At 30.8% G+C, this 20,636-nt stretch carries 15 protein-coding genes; 1 reads left to right on the top strand and 14 read right to left on the bottom strand.

All coding sequences use genetic code 11. The features are described 5' to 3' along the window. Positions 1–382: 382 nt before the first annotated feature. From DWV06_RS00585 to DWV06_RS00645, 13 genes are all read right to left on the bottom strand, one after another. Positions 383–4,261 carry a collagen-binding domain-containing protein gene (locus DWV06_RS00585; protein WP_162300533.1) on the bottom strand — a complete coding sequence of 1,293 codons (3,879 nt, stop codon included), beginning with the start codon at positions 4,259–4,261 and terminating at the stop codon, positions 383–385. A 117-nt stretch (positions 4,262–4,378) separates the two neighbouring features. Further along, complete coding sequence (locus DWV06_RS00590; protein ID WP_115480240.1) at positions 4,379–5,215, bottom strand: vWA domain-containing protein; 837 nt, start codon at positions 5,213–5,215, stop codon at positions 4,379–4,381. Between the two features lie 525 nt (positions 5,216–5,740). Further along, positions 5,741–6,511, bottom strand: coding sequence for a sortase B protein-sorting domain-containing protein (locus DWV06_RS00595; RefSeq protein ID WP_115480241.1), 771 nt, complete (start codon positions 6,509–6,511; stop codon positions 5,741–5,743). Positions 6,512–6,558: 47 nt separating this feature from the next. Beyond that, complete coding sequence (locus tag DWV06_RS00600) at positions 6,559–7,179, bottom strand: TasA family protein (protein ID WP_162300534.1); 621 nt, start codon at positions 7,177–7,179, stop codon at positions 6,559–6,561. 42 nt (positions 7,180–7,221) lie between these two features. After that, positions 7,222–7,869 (bottom strand): SipW-dependent-type signal peptide-containing protein, encoded by a 648-nt coding sequence (locus DWV06_RS00605; protein WP_115480243.1) that lies wholly within the window; start codon positions 7,867–7,869, stop codon positions 7,222–7,224. A gap of 23 nt (positions 7,870–7,892) precedes the next feature. Then, on the bottom strand, positions 7,893–8,471 hold the full coding sequence (locus tag DWV06_RS00610; RefSeq protein ID WP_115480244.1) for a SipW-dependent-type signal peptide-containing protein: 579 nt from the start codon (positions 8,469–8,471) through the stop codon (positions 7,893–7,895). Positions 8,472–8,512: 41 nt separating this feature from the next. Beyond that, on the bottom strand, positions 8,513–9,115 hold the full coding sequence (locus tag DWV06_RS00615) for a hypothetical protein (RefSeq protein ID WP_115480245.1): 603 nt from the start codon (positions 9,113–9,115) through the stop codon (positions 8,513–8,515). Then, positions 9,102–9,605 (bottom strand): signal peptidase I, encoded by a 504-nt coding sequence (locus DWV06_RS00620; protein WP_115480246.1) that lies wholly within the window; start codon positions 9,603–9,605, stop codon positions 9,102–9,104. The genes DWV06_RS00615 and DWV06_RS00620 overlap by 14 nt, the downstream gene beginning before the upstream one ends. Before the next feature lie 33 nt (positions 9,606–9,638). Next, positions 9,639–14,735, bottom strand: a complete 5,097-nt coding sequence (locus tag DWV06_RS00625) for a collagen-binding domain-containing protein (RefSeq protein WP_115480247.1) — start codon at positions 14,733–14,735, stop codon at positions 9,639–9,641. A 581-nt stretch (positions 14,736–15,316) separates the two neighbouring features. Beyond that, positions 15,317–16,000 carry a uracil-DNA glycosylase gene (locus tag DWV06_RS00630; protein WP_115480248.1) on the bottom strand — a complete coding sequence of 228 codons (684 nt, stop codon included), beginning with the start codon at positions 15,998–16,000 and terminating at the stop codon, positions 15,317–15,319. A gap of 26 nt (positions 16,001–16,026) precedes the next feature. Then, entirely contained in the window at positions 16,027–16,788 is a 762-nt protein-coding gene (gene hisF / locus DWV06_RS00635; RefSeq protein WP_115480249.1) for an imidazole glycerol phosphate synthase subunit HisF, read from the bottom strand. Positions 16,789–16,798: 10 nt separating this feature from the next. Beyond that, positions 16,799–17,404, bottom strand: coding sequence for an imidazole glycerol phosphate synthase subunit HisH (gene hisH / locus DWV06_RS00640; protein WP_115480250.1), 606 nt, complete (start codon positions 17,402–17,404; stop codon positions 16,799–16,801). Between the two features lie 67 nt (positions 17,405–17,471). Then, complete coding sequence (locus tag DWV06_RS00645; protein WP_115480251.1) at positions 17,472–19,019, bottom strand: hypothetical protein; 1,548 nt, start codon at positions 19,017–19,019, stop codon at positions 17,472–17,474. A 165-nt stretch (positions 19,020–19,184) separates the two neighbouring features. On the opposite strand from DWV06_RS00645, the gene DWV06_RS00650 reads away from it, so the two are divergent. After that, positions 19,185–19,382, top strand: coding sequence for a DUF6465 family protein (locus tag DWV06_RS00650; protein WP_115480252.1), 198 nt, complete (start codon positions 19,185–19,187; stop codon positions 19,380–19,382). Between the two features lie 73 nt (positions 19,383–19,455). On the opposite strand, the gene DWV06_RS00655 is transcribed toward DWV06_RS00650, so the two are convergent. Further along, on the bottom strand, positions 19,456–20,361 hold the full coding sequence (locus tag DWV06_RS00655; RefSeq protein ID WP_115480253.1) for a chemotaxis protein: 906 nt from the start codon (positions 20,359–20,361) through the stop codon (positions 19,456–19,458). Positions 20,362–20,636: the final 275 nt, after the last annotated feature.

The following is a 20,636-nucleotide window of genomic DNA, read 5'->3' on the forward strand; positions in this document are numbered from 1 at the left end:
TAATTCCCTCCATGAATTCGTCAAATGTTAAAACCGGATCACAAATATCAAGAAAATCTGAAATAAACATTGGCAAAATGCCCTGTTTTAGTCTAGAATAAGTTGTGGTTTTATTTTTCATATGCAGTTAAATTTTACCACAAAAAGAGGATTTCCAACTCACTAATGTGAATTGAAAATCCTCTTTTTAATTAGGGTGTTTTTTCACAGCCCCTTTCTGAATATTTTAAGAATTCATAGTTGTTATTGTACTAATAATCTACATGTCCAAACACGCCCTTTTATGACTGATTATCGTATATCAATTTTTTTTGTCTTACCTGCAATTTGAATAGATATAACATCATAGTATAATCTGATGAATTATCTTTGACATTTTAGATTATATTGTTGTAACATTCACATTAAGTTCAGGAAATTCTTTTATTTTTTTATTAAATAAATAAATTCCTGATTCTTTTTTAATAATTGGAATATTACTTCCTCCCCCTGGTTCTCTATATATTACTTCAAAACTCTCCGTCCAAATATCCTCTTTTGTTGGTACTGTTATATTTTTAAATTTAACATAATATCCTATTTCGGGATCATAATTACAAATAATATTCGGATCATTATCAAACCTTTCTTTCGTTTGCTCTGTAAACTCAAAATGATGATCAAGATAAATAATTGCTTCTGCTCCAGATATTGTTCCAAATGTATTATTTAAAATGGATTCCAATACATTTCCAATTTTAAAAACATCATTAGTAACATAATTATACTTTCTTGCTGGATCTTCTTTATTTTCAGAAGCCAATGTATTAGGAAGATTAGTCGGAATTCCATATTCCTCATTAAAACTAGATATACTTATTGTATGGATGTTTGCATGTAAATCATTTTTCAATAAATCTGCATATTTAATTGCTTCATCAAAATTATCATCACGATTTACCTTTTCTGAGCATAAAATTACCATTTTGTCTTTGCCATTCGTTTTAATAGCCTCTTGATTAAATAAATTATATGTTTCTTCTAATGTTAATTCTCTTTTATAATCTCCTGTACCTTTAGGTAGAGCATTAATTGCTTTAATTATATCTTCTGAATATTTTGTTATATTTTTAAATCCATTTGTTACATTTACTACTGATCTATCCTCTATACTTTCTGAATTAGTTAAAATGCAAAGATTACTTTCGGGTGAAATTTCTTTCAAGTTTTGAATAAACTGAACGGCTGCTTTCTTTTCTTCAACAACAAGAGCATCATCACTTTCGGGCAAATTAAATAATACAGTGTTTGAATCAATGTATTTCTTACCCCCATACATACTGACAAAATATAATTTTCCACTTATAGTATCTTTTTGAATTGTAACGCTTTCAGAACTAAATGTAACTTGGTTATGATAAATATATGTTTGTCCTACAACATAATTCGTTGCAATCGTACTTGCATATTTTGTATCATCATTTTCCAATATTAATACGATATCTTTTGGATATTGCTTTGTTTGCTTCATTGTAGCAGCTAAATGTACCCAATAATCACGAACAGCTGAATAAAAACCATAATGAACAGCTTCGTTATTAACCCATAAATTTTTTGGCTCTACATTCTTAACATAAATGTTATAGCTTCCAGTATGATTAGTAGATGTTGCTAATCCTTTTTTTCCATCTGTTTCTGTATCTGTGTGGTAAGGTTTAAATGTAACTTTAAATAATATTTTTGTATCCTTATTTAACGATTGCTTTGCTAAATTTGAAACTCTATTATTTCTAATATTATCCAGATACCACTCATAATCAAATTCTCCTGTAGGTTCTTTTCCCAAAAATAAATCATTTTTATCAGCTACATCAAGTATCAACTCTTCAACCGGAACATTTTTCTTTAATGCTTCATCATAAAGTTCCTCTGATATCATTTCTCCTTGTCCAATCGTTCCTTCCAAATTTTTCACTCTAAACTTCACAGGTACATTTACTTTAGTTTGTGGAAACCTTGAAATCAGTATATTATCCCAATAAATACCGGAATCCTTATGATCAACACAGATATTATTTCCACCAATAAACTTACCCTTGGCCTTTAATTCAAGAGTGGCTGTCCAATTTTCATTTTTGTAAATTGCTTGATTTTTCCATTCTACAAACCAACACTTTGTTTTTTCATCATATTGATAAGATACATCTTTCATCTTCTCTAATTCAGCTTTGCATTTTTTTGTTAATTGAAAATATTCACTGATATAATTACGTATGGTTATTTCTTTCGTTTTACCTGCGATTTGATAAGATATTTTATTAAAAATATCTTTAAGTGACTGATTCTCTGTTGTTTGATAAAACAATCTTTGATCGAATGAATCCTTTGTAGCCACTTTTTTCAAAAATGTTTCTGCTTCAGATTTACGATTACCATATAAACCAATCAGATTTCCAACCGTAAAAATTTCGACACCTAATTCTGCTTCCATCCTAAATGCGCTCATCTCAATCTTATCTTCTATTTCATCATAAATATTAGGGACACCATCATAAAATAGAATTACACTTTTTTCTTTCGTATCATATATAATTTCAGATTGTTCAAAACATTCAAATACGATATGGATTCCCAAATCTGATTTTTGCAATGTTTCTTCTTTTGTCAAACCTTCTATTGCAGCAATAATTTTTTCATAACTTTCTTCTACATTCACCCAGCCATTCGTTCTATCATAGAATGCTAACCCATTATTGTTAGCAGAATATGATATAACATCAATAGAACTTTCGGGTGAATTTTCTTTCACATTCGCTACAAACTGTTTAGCAGCTTCAACTATCTCTTTCCCCTCTTTAACCGTATTAGGACGTTTTAATACTAAAACAATCTCATTCGGCACCTGTTTATCATTTGTATTCATATTGGAAGTTGCAGATAAATTCAACTGATAAGTACGACTTCCATTACATTTTTCTGAATTAAAATCTCCCGTATAAGTAGCTGTTGAATCTGAATTAATAATTGTTACATCTGAAGTATCATTTCCCTTTTTTTGTCCATTAAAAGGGATTTTCCCAGAAAAGGATATTTTAGTAATCTTAGAATCATTAGTAATTAAATTATTCGCAATGATACTTCCGTAAAAATTTCCATCTCCTATTTCGACACTGGCACTTGGGGCTAAAAATGTTCCTCCCATTGTAGCCATAGTTGATAACTTACCTTTATAAGGTTTATAAATAACTTTACCGCCATTATCAACATCTGTTTTATAGAAATTCCAGATGATTCTACCTGCTTTTCTAGCGATTTCTGCATTTTCACCTACAATTTCTGCTTGTGTATTCCAATCATATCTATAACTATCTTTTATATTAACATTTATAATACAAGTAGCACTCTGATGTAACATATTTAATTTTATTTTTTTATTTTTTCCTTTTGTAAAAACAGTACTAGATAAATTGAAAATATCAATATCTTCAGATGTACTTTCTAATTCTAAATAATTCCCGTCAGTTTTAACTTTTGCAGTATCCGTCGTATCTAATTGCGCTAAATGGACTGACAATTTATTCAAATAAGAGAATTCAGAATCAAAATCTATCAGTTTCGTATCTTCCGGATCTTGTAGAACTTCCAGTTCTTCTTTTCCTCCAAGGCGTACTCCATCAATTCCATATGCATGACCATTATGAAAGGTATCATCAATATGATATTGAGATCCAATTACTAAATAAGGTGCAACGATTGCATAATCATTAGGCAAAGGATGATTTTTTAATTCATTACCATATTTATCAGAAAAATTCTGTATATAGGATACTTTTTTTGACTGTTCCTTTTCCACTGAGGCTTTCGGTGATTTCAGTGAATATAAATTTCTAACTGCAAAATTTGCTTCAAAATCGGATTTTGCATGAAAAAATCCATTTATAAAAATTCCGAAATTAGAAGCTGTTCCTAATCCTTTTTCATATCCTTCTTCTGATATAGTAACTGCCTTTTTTAAATTTTCATATAGTTCCAGGTTGATTTTTTTATCTTTATCGTTTTTTTGTACTTCATCAGGCGTATATCCTTTTACTTCTTTTTGTTCTTCCGCATTTTCATCCTCAGTTTGTATTATTTCTGTTCCAGATTTTTTTTCATGTTGTACATTCAACTGTTGAGTCTTATCTTTTGCATATGTGCTAATCTGCAACTGACTGAATGTCATTATAATTGTCATCATGATAGCTGTCAGCCTACGTAATCTCTTACCTTCTCGTTTCAACATAAGATGCCCTCCTGTCATATGAAATAATAAACAATAAAAATAAAATCAACCCTCCTTTTCTTTTTTTATATTTAAACTGTTTTTTCAGTAAGAATATTATTGGTTAACTATAACATATCAAAGATTCAAAATACCCACCATAATAGGGGGATATTTCAGAAAAACATTTATTATTTTTATTACAGACAAACTTAATTGATATTTTCTATTTGTTATTGCACTTTTTTTATCAACTATTTGGTTAGATATATTGATATAAATATCTTCTAGAGAAGTATTTTCCGATGTTTGATAAAATAGTTTTTCCTTTGTTAAATCATTTGAGGATGCCAATTCTTTTAAAAATTCTTCTGTTTTTACTTTTTCATCATTGTCCAATGTAACCAAACTACCTACAGTATAAAAAGTTACTCCAAAATCAGACTTTATCTTTAATGCGCTATTTAAAACCTGTTCTGCAATTTGTTCATACAAAGCTGGGACTCCATCATAAAATAAAATAATTGTTTTGCTTCTACCTTCATTTTGTATTTTATTTTGATAAAAACTGTTATACACAGTATATATTCCTAAATCAGATTTTGACCTAATTTCTTTTCCTGCCAAACTTTCTATTGTTTCTATAATCATTTCATAGTTTTTTCCTACATTTACAAATCCCTCTGTATCATCAGAGAATATAAGTCCATTATCATTAGTCGAATAAGATATGATATTTATGGAACTTTCGGGTGAAATATTCTTGACAGACTCTATAAACATTTTTGCAGATTGTACTAAATTTTGTTGTGTATAGCTGAAACGTTCCAGAACTAATACAATATCGCCAGGTCCCTTAATTTGCGGAGTCTGTTCTTTCGCATATGCCTTAAACTGTATTTTACTTGATGTCATTAAAATTGCAACTACTACAAATACCAACTTACAAAATATCACACTTTTTTGTTTTTCCATAAACATACCCTCCTATCATGCTATAAACCAGTTGCAGCTAAAATTATTCCTCCTTTATATTTATTTAAATCTTTATAATACCGGGAAATGTATTGTATGTTTACTATAACATATTAATATGCCAAATTATCCACCCGAATAGGGGGATTGTCTCAGAATATTTATATTTTTTTCTATTGTATTCTCTCTATATTTGTGCAACACAGAAATACGACAGTTATAAAAAATAAATACAAAAGAATGTTCTCGCTTTTCAAGACAGAACATTCTTTTGTTAAATATTAATTAATTTTTAGTTAATACATTTATAATAACTTCTGGAATTTTTTCAATTAACTTGTCTTTAACATAAATCCCTGAATCTTAAACCATTTTTTACTTATCTTATAAAAAAGGAATGTTCTTATCTCCCTCAATAAGAACATTCCTTTCATCTATATTTATATATTACAGTCCTCCCTCTATAATATATAAATTTAATTACCCTTCAAATAATTCTATATAACCCTGTTTGAATATATAACTTTAATAATTCGTCTTTTTTCTTTTCTTTAATACCATACAGCCTGTTATCCCACTAACTGCTGCCAATATGACAAATAATCCGATTTGTGCAACATCACCTGTCTTCAACTTACCTTCTGCATAGCTTAAAACTTTAGGCTTCTTGTTTGTGTTTGTTGTATCTTTACTCGGCGTTTCATTGGATGAATCCGGTGTTTGTTCTGTATGTTTCTCGACTTTTGTCTCACTGCTGGAAAAGATCCATTTCACTTTAGCCTCTTTTCCAGCATATTTATTGCCTAGAGTTTCTGGTACTTTTAACTTCGCAGTTATTTGTCCATCATAACCCTTTTTGAAACTTCCAAGCTGAATACCGGATACACCTTCTGCTGCCTTAGGACCTGATGCTAACCCTGTGTATATGACTTTTTCTCCCCCTCTGCTATCCTTTACAACAAGTTCTAATTCTAATAGTTCTAATATTTCTTTGGAAAGTGCTTCTTCTTCTTTACTTGCAAACTTATTTGAATCGGCATTTTCTGCCCTTAAATTCATAACAACTGTTTTGCTAAAATTATTTGATATTTTAATAACCTGCTGCGTTTCGTCTCCCGGCATTAATGATTTGAAATTCAAGAAGAGATCATCCCCTAATGGTGTTACTATTTTTTTCGTTTCACCATCATAAAGTACTTCACTATCACCAGCAGCAAACACTGTCATAATGTTGGCAAATAGTAAGACACCACATAAAATTATAAATTTAATTTGTCTGATAAATCGTTTTTTCATCTCTTACTTCCTTTTCCTATGACTTATATCATCGGTGATATTGATGATTAATTATCCTGATATGTTTCTGGTGTTATTGGAACAACGGTTCCATCTGCATTTACATAATTCCATCCAATGACTGCACTCTTATTCTGACTAAATGCAGGTGTAAAATTATCTACTTGAATTGCTTCTGCAATTATATTGATTTCAAATGTCTTTTCCGCATAAGCATTATCCCAATTAGCCGGAATCATTACTTTATCAAATAGTAAAACAGATTGTGTTGGTTTTACTATATCACGATAATAATAATATCCATCTGATGATTTTGTCCATCCTTCTATTAAGTTCAAATTACGTTCTAATTCAGCTTGCTGCTCTTTTGTCAACTGATTGTTATATGATATTTTTGCACGTATGTATGCCTCACTAGAATCTTCATCCACCGTAATTGTAGGATCTTTCTCAATCGTCTGTCCCGGATAAACGTCATTTACCGTATTTGTTTGATTGGTAAATGCTTCGAACTTAGGCTCTGTAAGCTCAATGTTTACTTTTCCGAAAGTAACAACATTTGTTGCCTCGCCACGGTCCGTAAAATACGCCAATGTTCCACCAATCATTACCACAGCCAAAAGCGCTGCTGCTGTAGTAACAAGTGTTATGTTTCGTTTTTTATTCATAACCTGTCCACCTTTCAAAGTACTGAACTTCTTTGTCATTCTTTATTTGAACTCTGAAGAAAATCCAATCTTCATTGCTTCTTCTGCTGATTGAAACGTTTCTTTTTGCACTAAATAACCAACGAAATCAATTTTAAAATCAGAATAATCTTCGTAATATAGTTTCTGTCCATTTGCTGAACTTAATATTGTTACTTTATTTAATAAAGTGGTTGTTTTCTCTCCAGCATTTAAAGGTGTTTTATAATAAGCAACTGTATAATCACTATTAAACGTCCAATCTTTCGTATTCCAGTCTATTTGGGCAAACTTCTCAATTGCATCCTTAGAAGAGGCTGCTCCATGATAGGAAATTTTAAGTGCGACCCACGCAGCAGTTTTTGAAGAGGTATTTTCAATCGCCGGATCTTTTGTAATAATACGTCCAGGCACAAAATCTTTCGCTAACTGAGATCCATACCCATTTTGTACTGCAGGTGCCTTATCAACCTTATTATTTTCAAGTTCGAACTGATCTTCTTGATTAAATAAAGGCTCTTTTAAATTTCCTGTAAGTTTTGCTCCCATTGTAAAAACATTTTTCTTTTCATCTGTTTTATCCGTAAAATACGCTAACGTCCCTCCAATAGCCATTACTACTACCAGTGCTAAAACTGTAACAATAATGCTCTTTTTTTTCTTTGTCATCATACTATAGCCCTCGTTTCAAAAACTTATTCTTCAAATCCGTTCCATGCAGCATTTGCATCCACAAAACCTTCAGACTGAACCGCCTGTCCTGTTACGTCAATATGTAAATCTTCTGTTTTAAAATCTTTATAATCCTCATATTTTGCAGACTTTTTAATGGAAACTTTTGTAAAAAGAGCCGGTAATTTAATATCTGTACCATCTGCATCTACTATTTCATTATAATTATAGTAATAAGTAGTTGCGTTACTTCCTACTGCAGTTCTAGTAGAATCTAAAGTAAATTTATCATTGATGACCAATGGCTCCATTATGCTGGCAAGCTTATTTGGAATGACTACTTTCACTCTTACATAGCAAGCCTCTGTTTCTTTCTTTACAATAACTGTAGGATCTTTATCAAAATCAGCACCTGGTGTGATTTTTGCTTTTGTTTCATCCCAACTAGGTTCTTCAATTGTAATTTTAACATCCTGTCCTGGTGTAAATTTATTTTCTAACGTGTTTGTTACACTTGACAAATACGCCAGAGTTCCCCCTAAAGCTATTACTACGGTTGCTGCTAATGCTGCTGCTGTGACTGTTAATTTTTTATTTTTCATGATATCTCCCTCAACTTTCTCTCAACGTTATAATTTCAATCTTATGGTACTAATTTTGTAGGATCAATCCCCCACGCTTCTATTGCTGCATCAATTGGCTCAGCCTGGATACCATCTGCTAACACACGGATCTCTAAACTGGTCTTGGCAGGCACTTCACTGATTGCTGTTACGCTCTCTAACAGCAGCTCTGATAGTTCATCCGGTTTAACTGCCTCTGTATAATAATAATATCCATCTTTTTCTACCCATTTCGAAGATGCTGTATTGTATTTTACTTGTATTGGAGTCCCTACTCCATTTCCATTTTTATCACGAAGCGCTGCAACAAATTGTACTCTTACATAGGTATCAACTGTAGGATAGGAATCTGAATCAATATTTTTAATGGAAACTTTTTTCTCTACTGTTTTATCCTTTTTGATTTCTCCGTACTCTAGTACATTGTCTTTATCTTCCAACGGTTTTGAGCTCTTTTTCTGCTCTATTACTCCAATATTAACATGTCCAATCTTAAATGAATTTTCAGCTACCGCTGTCTGGTGTGATACGAGAGCCAAAACTCCTCCAAAAGTTAATAAACATAATACTGACAAACCAACTGCTACAGCATTTCTTTTCTTTGGAAATTTAATTTTTTTCACTTTTTCCCCCCCTTTTCGTTAGGAAATCGAATAAATAGCTCATAATTAATAATATGGCAAGCCCTGTTACTAATATTATTTTTCCAGCTGTCTTTGACGCAAAGGCTGCAACATAACCAAGATATGGAATTGATAACAAAGGATACCCTATAATATGATCAAAAGATGTCGCACCACTATCTTCTGATAAATTTGCATCTCCTTTTGTATAAAACATACGCTTTTCTTTATCAATCTTAATAACCCTATGTGTTACAACTACATCCGAATTACCCATTGTATAAGTTACCGGTCTGGATACTTCTAACTTATCTGCATTGCCTGGCTTTATATAGATTAAGCTTCCAACATGGTATGTCGGTTCCATACTGCCACTTAAAACATACATTGGCTTCAAACCTGCTGCCTGTGGCAAAAACAACAATGCTACTACTAATATATACAGGATTAATAAAATACTCGTAATAAAATTCCATATTTTTCTCATCATCTTTTCAACCTTTCTTTTATTAATCCCTGCCTTTTATCTGCTCTTATTAATAAATTTGTTGATCGCTAAAGCTACATCTCCTAACCAATTGGTATCTTTTATTTGATTTATGAACTCAACTTTAGCCAAAGCACACTTTTCATTCATTTCACCAAAATATTGATTGGTAGTGGATATGTTTTTATTTTTGTTACCAATATAAACAATTCCATCTCCTGCATTACTGTAAATATCATTGTCACTCACTGAAATAAGATTATATTTCCATGACCAGTCAGTATCTTCTATGACCTCATAATATCCCTTTTTCAAACCTACAATTGTTTTATTTTTAGAAGTAACTCCTTCATTTGCTGCGAAATCAATCGTTTCATAATAACTTTCGATATAATTTCCTTTGGATCCGTCATTGTTTACCGCATACCGTTTGATTTCAAAAACAAAACTTTGATTTGCATTTATGACATCAATATCTGTATACTGATGATCGATTGTTTTTTGAATCGTTAAAGCCCCTTTTACAACATGTACCAAATATGTCCCTGTATGAGATGTATTTGTCGCAAGTCCCTTTCCTTTATCTGGCGGATTATCCTGATTCGTTGGCATAAATGTAACTTTCAAGGTATATAATTGATCATTATCAAGCACTACGTCTTTCACAAGTGAGTTCAAATCTTTTCCTTCGCCAACAAGGTTTTCTCCTAAATACCACTCATATTTAAAAGTTCCAGTTGCACCTTTACCTAAAAATATATCCGGTATTGATTTTTCATCAAACATTAACGTTTGAACGTCTTTATATTGTAATGTATTTGCATCAAATAATTTTTGTGGTACATCTTCTCCATAAAAAATTGTAGTCTCTTGGTTTCCAACTTGGAATTTAACCGGAACATTAACATTGGGTCTTGGAAAATCTTTTATTTTCTTATTTTCAGTATAAACTCCCGAGTCATCTCCATTCGTAGGAATACAATTTCCACCTATAAATTCATCTTTTGCTTCAATTTCAAATTGTTCAAACCACACACTATGATTTGTTGGAATAATTTGTCTATTATATTTCACATACCATTGATTTCGGCTTTTATCAAATCCATATGAAATATTAATATCTTGGTCAAATATTTTTTTGGTCTCTTCTGTAAATTGAAAACGTTCATCAATATAATCAATAACAGTCGCACCTGCTATCCCATCTGAAACTTCATTATAAATGCTAGTAAAGACATCATCATTTGTATAATTAAAATATGTTTTCGTGCTTCCATTACTGGAAATATCAGAAGCTGCTTCTATTAACGAATTTTCTAATACTGTTTCTTCACTTTTTGGTAAAGTATTTTTTAATTTTACCGTATACAAATCTGCATGAAGGTTATTTTTTATCAAGTCTGCATAATGTAAGGCTTCCTGACCGGCATTATAATCAATCTCTCCACTTACTGATCTTGGTAGGTCAGCTGAGTATAATACTAAAGACTTTGTTTTTCCGTTATACTTAACATCGTTCTGATTCAAAACTTGATATGCTTCCTTTAGTCCCATATGTGGTGTTGATTTTCCACCTACCGTTATTCCATTTATTGCATCGATAATACTATCTACATTATTCGATACATTTAGGAATCCATTTGTATCATTAGATACACCTGTATCAGAAGCATAGGAAATAATACAAATATTACTTTCCGGAGATGATTCTTTTAAAGATTTAACCAAATTAACAGCATCTTCTTTCACTTGTTGTAATTGACTGGTATAATCATCTTTTGCAGGAACCTTATATAACTGGATATCATCTATAAATACCTTTTCTAATTTAGATGTTTCACTTTTCCAATTTTCATAATATAATTTTTGATCTGCATCTTGTCGAATTCTGATATGTAAATATTTATCATTCTTTTTTATAACATAATACTCTCCCGGCTTGCATTTCTCAGCCTTAGTATATACATAATTTTTTGGCAGTGAGTAATATGCATTGGTTCTCAACGAACGATCCATTACTATTACGACATCATTGGTCTTAGAAACTTGCAGTGTGTTTGAAACTAATTTAACTAAATAAGTCCGCTTACCCGTATTATCTTGAGAATTAAAATCTCCAGTGTAAGTTGCACATTTATTTATCCAGAGATTCTTTTCTGTAGGACAAATCAAATGAATTGTATAAGTTCCCGTATGAGGTGTGGATTTTGCTAAACCTTTCCTTCCATCGGTATTGGTATCCGAATGAAAAGGTTCAAATGTAACTTTTAATGTCAATACTGTTTCTTTATCAATAATAACTCCATCTACTAAAGATTCTAGACTTTTTCCTTTCCCAACCAGTTTATTTCCCCAGTACCATTCATACGTAAATGTACCAGTTTCTTCTTTCTCCAAAAAGATGTCAGGAACTGCATGTTCATTAAACATTAAAGTCTGCACATATTCGTTCTTTTTGGTTTTATTGTCATATAATTCTGTTGGGATTAATTCTCCTTTTCGTATGGTAGTTTCTTCATTGCCAACACTAAATTTTACTGGAACATTTACTTTCGGCTGTGGGAATTTTGCAAGTAGTGTATTTCCCGTATATATTCCAGAAGCACTTGCATTTGTTGCAATATCATTACCACCAATGAACTCATTTTTTGCTTCAATTTCAATGGATGCTGACCAATTTCCCTCTGTAGGAATTGTCTGATCCATCCATTCGACATACCATTTTTTATTATTTTTATCATATCCATAGGATACTTGATCTAATTTATCTAATTTTGCTTTACAATCGTCTGTCAAGACAAAATATTCATTCACATAATCTTTCACAGAAGCCCCGGTAATTTCTCCAGTGATTTCACTAGATACTTTAACAAAGATATCTTCTAAAGATAAATTATCTGTTGTTTGATAAAAACGTTTCTCTGAAGAATCTTTTTTATAGGATGCCACTTGTGTTAAAAATGTTTCTGCTTTTGCTTTTTCATTATCGTTAAGTGTTGATAATAAGCCAATCGTAAATATCGTACCTGCAAATTCAGATTTAATCATTGATGCATATGAATTCGCATCATTTGCAACTCCATCATCAAATGTATCCCACATGGTCGGAACTCCATCCGTAAATAATACAACAGTTTTGGGTCTGCCATTATTTCGAATGTCTGCTTGATTAAGACTATCATATGCTGATTTCATTGCTAAATCAGTTCTAGTTGCTCCTTGAGCTGCTAACGAATCTATTGCACCTACAATGGAATCATATCTTGTAACTACATTTAAAAATCCTGCTGTATCGTTACTTACTTCTTTTGCATTGTCATCGGATGAATAAGAAATAATTTCAATATTACTTTCAGGTGAACCTGTTTTGATAGAATTAACAAAAGATTTGGCTGCTTCTTTTAAATTTTCTAATCTTGTAACACCTTTCTCTCCATTCTCAGACATACTGCCGGAACGATCTAATACCAATACGATATCATTTGGTGTTTGTTCAATTGTTTCATTCACAACAGGTTTAGCAGAAGCTGATAAATCCACACGATACGTACGTTTTCCTGTATTATCATCGGATTTAAAATCACCAGTATAAGTCGCTGTTTTATTTAAATTTAATTTAGTTTCCTGTGAATTTGTATCTGATTTCTTAGATGCATCTTCTGGAATCAGACCTGTAAAAGAAACTTTATTAATCTTAGAATTATTTGATATTAAATCTTTAGCAACTATACTACCATTAAAGTTTCCAGAATCTATTTCTACTCTTGCACCTGGTACCAGAAATGTTCCGAAAACTGACGATTTAGTTGCCAATTTTCCTTCAAAAGGCTTATAAATCATTTGACCATTTACATTTATTTCAGTGGTATAAAAATTCCAAAGTACTTTTCCCGATCCACTTAAAAAATCACCATTTTGACCGTTTATGAATATTTGATTCGTCCAATCAAGCTCTGTATTATCAGTCAAATCAACATTTATAATACATGTTGCATTACTCGAAATTTGTAGATTTATATTTGTATTAACATTTTTATCACTCAAAAAATCAATACTTGATAAATTGAATACATCATATTGATTTGAGTTACTTGTTAATTCTAAATTACTGCCATTGGTCATAACACTCGCTGTCTTTGTCGTAGCCAATGAAGCTAAATATGATGACAAACTATGCAAATATGTAAACTCATTATCGAAATCTACAAATTGATTTCCATCTATATCTTGTAAAAGATACTCGATATTTGATTTCAATCCTAATTTTTTATCATCTATTCCGTATGCTTGTCCATTTTCCATCGAAGCATCAATCTGATATCCATTTCCTAAAACAATGGCAGGAACTTGTAAATCATAATCTACAGGTAATGGATTATTTTTTATGATATTTCCTACTGCATCTGAAAAATTTTGGATATATATGGTTTGCTTTACTTTTGATGTATCATCATCATTACTTTGGATTTGAGGTGTATTATTCGAATAAAATTTTCGAACAGCAAAGTTCGTGCTATTCTGTGATGAAGTACTAAATAGTCCATTAACAAAAATACCAAAATTCTTTGCAGTTCCTAACCCTTTTCCAAAACCTGCACTTGAATCTGTAATAGAATTTTTCAACTCATTATACTTATCCTTAGAATTTTGATCTTTATTTTCTGTTTGCTTTGTTATATTTAATTCTAACTCTTCTTTTTTCTTTCCAGCTTCATCTTTTTTACTTTTTGATTTTGTTTGCTCTGTCTCCTCTTTTTTTTCTTGAGATTTTTCAACAGGTGCTTGTACAGTTTTATCTGAGGGTTGTTCCTGCGTTAATTCAGGTTTTTTAGATACTTCTTGTTCTTTTGTATCTTCTCCTGGATTTTTCTGTTCCTCTGTGGAGTCAACGTTACTCGTATCTTTATCCTCCAAAGAGCTCCCCTGCTCTGTATTATCCTCTTGTCCCTGCTCAATTTGAGTGCCTGAGGAATCATTTTGATTTTGGTCAACTTCAACATTCTCTTGCTGTAAATCTGACGCTATGTTGATTCCCTTAGCATATGCCACAGATTGTAATTGACCCGATATAATCAGAATCGTCATAATCATTGCCAAAAATCTGCGTAACCGCATACTTTTACGTTTATACATCGCGTTTTCCTCCTATCATAGTTTTAAAACTATTTTCCAAACATAACCCCTCTGGTTTTGTTCGAATATTTTTGACTGCAGCCGAATAATTCAGTCAAATCCACACTTGCAGAATAACTATAACACATTTAGAATTATTTTTACCCCCCTATAAAGGGGGGTGCATTTTTAATATTCTATATCTTTAGCTTTTATTCAGTTTTTTTCATGTATTTGTTTAAATTTTTCCCTTTTGACTATCGATTATGTTTGAATCAAATTTTATATGATTTTCATTGATATTATCGCCATTTATCGACATTTTCTAATAAACTTTTATGATTTTTCAATGTGAAAATTTATACATTTTTTTCAATAAAAATTGTTTATTTTATACAATGCATACACAAATCATTGTTTTTCTTTTTTTAATCCTACAAAGAGCATATTTTTAAAGATTTCGTTAAATTTTCGGTCACAAACTAACCATGACTTTGAAACAGGAATTTTTAATACAAAAAAAGATATATAGCAGAAATTCTACCATATATCCTTCTTTTAACTATATTCCATATTTTATTACTCGCACGTAATATAAACAATTATTTATCAATATTTTCTATTTGCCAATCAATTGGCTCAATCCCGTTTGCCTTTAAAAATTCATTCGCTTCACTAAATGGTTTGCTTCCAAAAAAACCTCTAAAAGCCGACAATGGGCTTGGATGTGGAGCTTCCAAAATCAAATGTTTTGGATTTGTCAGCATTTTCTTTTTACTTTGCGCCGGCCTCCCCCATAATATAAAGACAATAGGACGGTCTTGTTCATTCACTGCTTGAATTACAGCATCAGTAAATAATTCCCATCCTTTACCTTGATGTGAATTTGCCTGATGTGCCCTTACTGTCAAAACTGTATTTAATAATAAAATTCCTTGATCAGCCCATTTTTTTAGGTATCCATTATTTGGTACATAACATCCCAAATCATCATGCAGTTCTTTATAAATATTTTGTAATGACGGTGGTATCACTTTTTGATCCGGCATTACAGAAAAACACAGGCCATGAGCCTGTCTTTCGTTATGATAAGGGTCCTGCCCCAAGATCAATATTTTCACTTTACTTAATGGTGTAAAATGAAAAGCATTAAAGATATCAGCTGCAGGCGGATATATTATTTGAGTACTATATTCGTCTCTTACAAATTTATATAAATTTTTATAATATGTCTTTTTAAACTCTTCCCCAATTCCATCAATCCAATCATTTTGTATCATTCCCATTATTAAACTCTCCTTACAAATTACTATTAGAACCTTACAGAAACGCCTTTTTCTCTTAAATATTGTTTAACATCTTGTATTTCTAATTCTTTATAATGAAATAATGATGCTGCTAATGCGGCATCTGCTTGTCCAATTGTCAAAGCATCCTCGAAATGAGCTTTTGTTCCTGCTCCCCCTGAAGCAATGACTGGAATTGATACTGTTTCTGCAATCAACTTTGTCAATTCTAAATCATAACCAGATTTTGTTCCATCAGCATCCATACTGGTCAATAAAATTTCTCCTGCTCCAAGAGAATCCACTTTTCGCGCCCATTCTATTGCATCGATGCCTACATCTACTCTACCACCATTTTTATAAATATTCCATCCAGATCCATCAGCTCTTTTTCGCGCATCAATTGCCACCACTACACATTGTCTGCCAAATTTTTCAGCTGCATCTGCAATTAAATTAGGGTTGTTGATCGCCGAAGAATTTATTGATATTTTATCAGCACCTTCCCTTAAAATAGCCTTAAAATCAGCTACTGAACGAATCCCCCCTCCTACCGTAAAAGGAATAAAAACTTTTTCAGCAACTTTTCTGACCATATCAGCAACAGTCTCCCTAGCATCTGAGGATGCAGTAATATCTAAAAATACCAATTCATCGGCACCAGCCTTATCATAGGCAGCAGCTATCTCTACCGGATCTCCGGCATCTCTTAAATTAACAAAATTTACGCCTTTTACAACTCTTCCATTATGTACATCAAGACATGGTATTATCCTTTTTGTATGCATAAAAACCTCCTTATAATCGAGCAAAATTCTTTAGTATCTGCAACCCTACTGAACTACTTTTTTCTGGATGAAATTGACACCCAAAAACATGGTCTTTCTCAACAGAAGCATGAATTAACGTACTATAATCGGTTGTTGCTTTCACGATTTCCTGCTCTCTTGCTTTTAAATAATACGAATGAACAAAATAAACATAAGCATTTTGTGAAATGTCCCGAAATAATTTTCCATTATATTGCAAATTCAAAGAATTCCATCCCATATGTGGAACTTTTAAACCTGGACTATCAGGAATTTTTACAATTTCTCCTTTTAAAATACCGAGTCCATTCTCTTCAGGACTCTCTTCACTTCTTTCAAACAATAATTGCATACCGAGGCATATACCTAATAAAGGGGTCTCATTAGCAACAATTTCATAAACAACCTTATCTAAATCGTAATTCTTAAGCATTCTCATTGCTTCACCGAAAGAACCCACGCCAGGCAAAATAACCTTATCTGCTGCTAATATTTCATCTCTATTTCTTGAAATAATAGCTTCTTCTCCTAAAGAAACTAAAGCTTTCTCAACACTTTTTAAATTCCCTGCATCATAATCAATAATAGCTATCATTTTTTTACTCCTCTGAACATAATTAATAGGGGTGTACTTACTTTGTACTTCCCCTATTATTATCTACTCATTCCTTTTCAATTGCAAGTCCTTGTTTCTTAACAATTTCATTAATTTTCTTAGTATATACTATTTTATCCTCTATCTTTCTTAATTCCATTGCCTGATCTGCTGTTATATTAAAATTTTTTTCTAATGCAGATTCAATTGAATCTCCTATCTTTTGAAATTGTTTTAGTACCCCAAGACTTTCTGCTTTACTATATCCTTTTCGATATCTCTCAATTCCTTTTGCTAATGAATCTAACGCATCTGCATACATATGTAGTTCATTCAGATTATCAAAAAAGACTTTTTCTTTTTCTAAACTAGATAAAATTCTGACTTTTTCTAATAATTCTTCTTCTTCTTTCTGCAACTTTATTCCTTGTAAGCGTTCATATGCAAGTCTATATTTACCATCATTAAAATATTCTTTTGCCTGCTTTGAATAGGTTACATAACCGGCTAATTTAGTTGCAGTCATTGTCAATATCACAATGGATAAGCCCAATGCAAGAAATAATATTACCGGAACTTTTGGCAACGGATCTGATACGTCTACTACATTTTGTTTTACTTTACTTTTCTTTTCTTTTTTTGCTTTCTTAACTTTAATTTTTTTAGGCTTTTTCTCTTTTTTCTTTTTAGAAGTTTTATTTGCTCCCTCTTCTTCTTCTAATTCTTTTAAAATTTCTAAATTTTCATCATATTGTTTCGTTTCATTTTCAGTTTCAGTTTCACTAGATATTTCCTTTTTCTCTTTCTTCCTAAAAACATTAAACACACTTAAAAAACTCGAAATTATTTCTGTTTTTTTCTTTTCATCTTTTCTTTTTTTTGTATTTTCTGAGTTTTCCATATCATCATCAATATTATTATTTACATTTAAATTAATTGGATTTATTTCCTCTAATACTTCTACAAATTCATTATTTTCTTCCTTTTTTAACAATTCACTAATATCAGCTAAATCTTCATCATCTATATTTTCATCTAGCAATTCTATGATATCTTTATCTTCAACACGATTCTCTAACTCTTCCTCATTTTCAGCATTCGTCCCAAATAATGCTTCTGCTTTGAAACCTTCATTTACATTTGTATCTTCTTCTAAAACAGTAAAATCAGCTGTGTTCTCATCATAATCGTTTGACCCAGTATTTTCATAATAATCTTCTTCATGAAATTTTTTTTCTTTCTCATTAGATTGATTTTTTTCTGATACTTCAGTAACAATATTGTCTAGATTATTTAACATATCTATATCTAAAGTTGCTTCAATTTCAGATACTTTTGTTGAATTTTCCTTCTCTAATTCAGATTCAAATTCACTTAAAAAGCCTTCTACATTTCCATCATTAAATTCCTCATCAAGATTATTAAATAGTTCATCTTCTTTATTCATTTCATCAAATAAATTATTATCGTAATTAATATCTAAATCCTCCAGGCTATATTCATCAGTCACTTTGTTTTTGTTTGTATTAATTTCATTTTTTTCTTCTATTTCACTTCTGTTTGTTGCTATATTCAATAAATCGTCTAAATATTCTTCATTATTCTCTTTATTCAACTAAGCCCACCTCCAAAGTCTTTATACTAGAGCAAAATACTTACATTTAGTTTATCATATTTATATTCTTTAGACAATTCTTATTTACATTTTCTAAATTTTTGTACTATTATTAATGTAAATTAGATATTATATTTAATATACATAAATAAAGGAGAATTTCAAATGAAAACACAAATTTTTATTGAACACAATCAAAATAGGCTTGGTAGTAAAGAAATCTGTGATAAAGTGAAAACACTTTGGGTGGAAACCGGTAACAAAATTAAAGAAATTAATTCTCTTAATATTTATATCAAGCCAGAAGATAACATGATTTATTATGTGATCAACGAAAATTTCACAGGTAGCTTTCCACTTTAAAGGGAATAAAAAAGCAGATACTATTTTATTAAGTAATCTGCTTTTTATTCTTTAATTTTAAATTAATTTTATGCTATTTTCTTATAGTATCTATTAATTTATCAACTGCACCTACTAAAGTACCTATTTCGGGCTTAGTCAACTGAGCATCAGCACCTAATGCCTCGCCCTTTTTTCTCATTTCCTCATTAACTAAAGATGAAAAAATAATTACTGGTAAACGTTGCAATTCCTCATTACTTTTTACTAACTTAGTAAGCCTATGTCCATCCATCATTGGCATTTCAATATCAGTAATTATACAATGTACTTTATCAAATACATTTCCATCCTTTTGACAATTGTTTAAAAAATCCCAAGCTTCTTGTCCATTTGAAGTAATTATTAAATTTGTATAACCAGCTTTTTTTAATGAATCAGTAATTAACTTACTTAATAAAGGAGAATCTTCTGAAATTAAAATCGGCGATTCATTTCTTTTCCGTTCTCCAAGGCTTTCTATATCAGAAACCTTTAATCCTGTCTCTGGACTAATATCTGTTATAATTTTTTCGAAATCAAGTATGATAATTAATTTTTCGGAAATTTTAATTATTCCTGTAGATACTCCACTTTCTTCAATATTTATTGTAGGATCAGGCTTAATAATATCACTCCAAGATACTCTATGAATGCCTAAAACTTCATCTACATGAAATGCAATATTCAGCTTATTAAAATTAGTAATAATAAATAAACCTTCTTTATCATTCTCTGGAATTCCTAAACAATTCTTTAAATCAATTACTGTAATCATTACATCTCGAGGCATAAAAATTCCTTCTATACTAGGATGGGAATTAGGGACTGGAGTTATCGGTTGATAGGTTAATATTTCTCTAATTTTTGCAACATTTATTCCATAAAATCTTCCACCCAATTTAAATTCTAATACTTCTAATTCATTTGTACCATTTTCTAATAGTATATTTGTATCCATAGTGCCTTCCTCCCTTGATATTTACAACTATTATAAATATTATAACATGTAATTAAAAAAAAATCACATTATTTTTTAAAAAAATATAAATTTTATTCAAATAATTCTTAAGATATAGAATAAAATGTCTGACTTATCAAAAACTGGTAACTTCTATATCTCTTTATTAAAAAATTTATCGGCACTAAAATTAATAATTAATTTTAGAATAATATTTATATATAACAAAAAAGATGACAAAATGTCACCTTTAAATATACCTTCAAAACTCCACA

Origin of the sequence: Anaerosacchariphilus polymeriproducens, assembly GCF_003363435.1 — a bacterium.
Lineage (GTDB): Bacteria > Bacillota > Clostridia > Lachnospirales > Lachnospiraceae > Anaerosacchariphilus > Anaerosacchariphilus polymeriproducens.

Excerpts from the sequence above, each read along its gene's own strand:
- DWV06_RS00600 (WP_162300534.1), bottom strand. The coding sequence starts at position 7,179 with ATGAATAAAAAACGAAACATAACACTTGTTACTACAGCAGCAGCGCTT.
- DWV06_RS00655 (WP_115480253.1), bottom strand. The coding sequence starts at position 20,361 with ATGGATACAAATATACTATTAGAAAATGGTACAAATGAATTAGAAGTA.
- DWV06_RS00610 (WP_115480244.1), bottom strand. The coding sequence starts at position 8,471 with ATGAAAAATAAAAAATTAACAGTCACAGCAGCAGCATTAGCAGCAACC.
- DWV06_RS00650 (WP_115480252.1), top strand. The coding sequence starts at position 19,185 with ATGAAAACACAAATTTTTATTGAACACAATCAAAATAGGCTTGGTAGT.
- DWV06_RS00605 (WP_115480243.1), bottom strand. The coding sequence starts at position 7,869 with ATGATGACAAAGAAAAAAAAGAGCATTATTGTTACAGTTTTAGCACTG.
- DWV06_RS00595 (WP_115480241.1), bottom strand. The coding sequence starts at position 6,511 with ATGAAAAAACGATTTATCAGACAAATTAAATTTATAATTTTATGTGGT.
- DWV06_RS00585 (WP_162300533.1), bottom strand. The coding sequence starts at position 4,261 with ATGTTGAAACGAGAAGGTAAGAGATTACGTAGGCTGACAGCTATCATG.
- hisH (WP_115480250.1), bottom strand. The coding sequence starts at position 17,404 with ATGATAGCTATTATTGATTATGATGCAGGGAATTTAAAAAGTGTTGAG.
- DWV06_RS00625 (WP_115480247.1), bottom strand. The coding sequence starts at position 14,735 with ATGTATAAACGTAAAAGTATGCGGTTACGCAGATTTTTGGCAATGATT.
- DWV06_RS00630 (WP_115480248.1), bottom strand. The coding sequence starts at position 16,000 with ATGGGAATGATACAAAATGATTGGATTGATGGAATTGGGGAAGAGTTT.
- DWV06_RS00590 (WP_115480240.1), bottom strand. The coding sequence starts at position 5,215 with ATGGAAAAACAAAAAAGTGTGATATTTTGTAAGTTGGTATTTGTAGTA.
- DWV06_RS00620 (WP_115480246.1), bottom strand. The coding sequence starts at position 9,605 with ATGATGAGAAAAATATGGAATTTTATTACGAGTATTTTATTAATCCTG.
- hisF (WP_115480249.1), bottom strand. The coding sequence starts at position 16,788 with ATGCATACAAAAAGGATAATACCATGTCTTGATGTACATAATGGAAGA.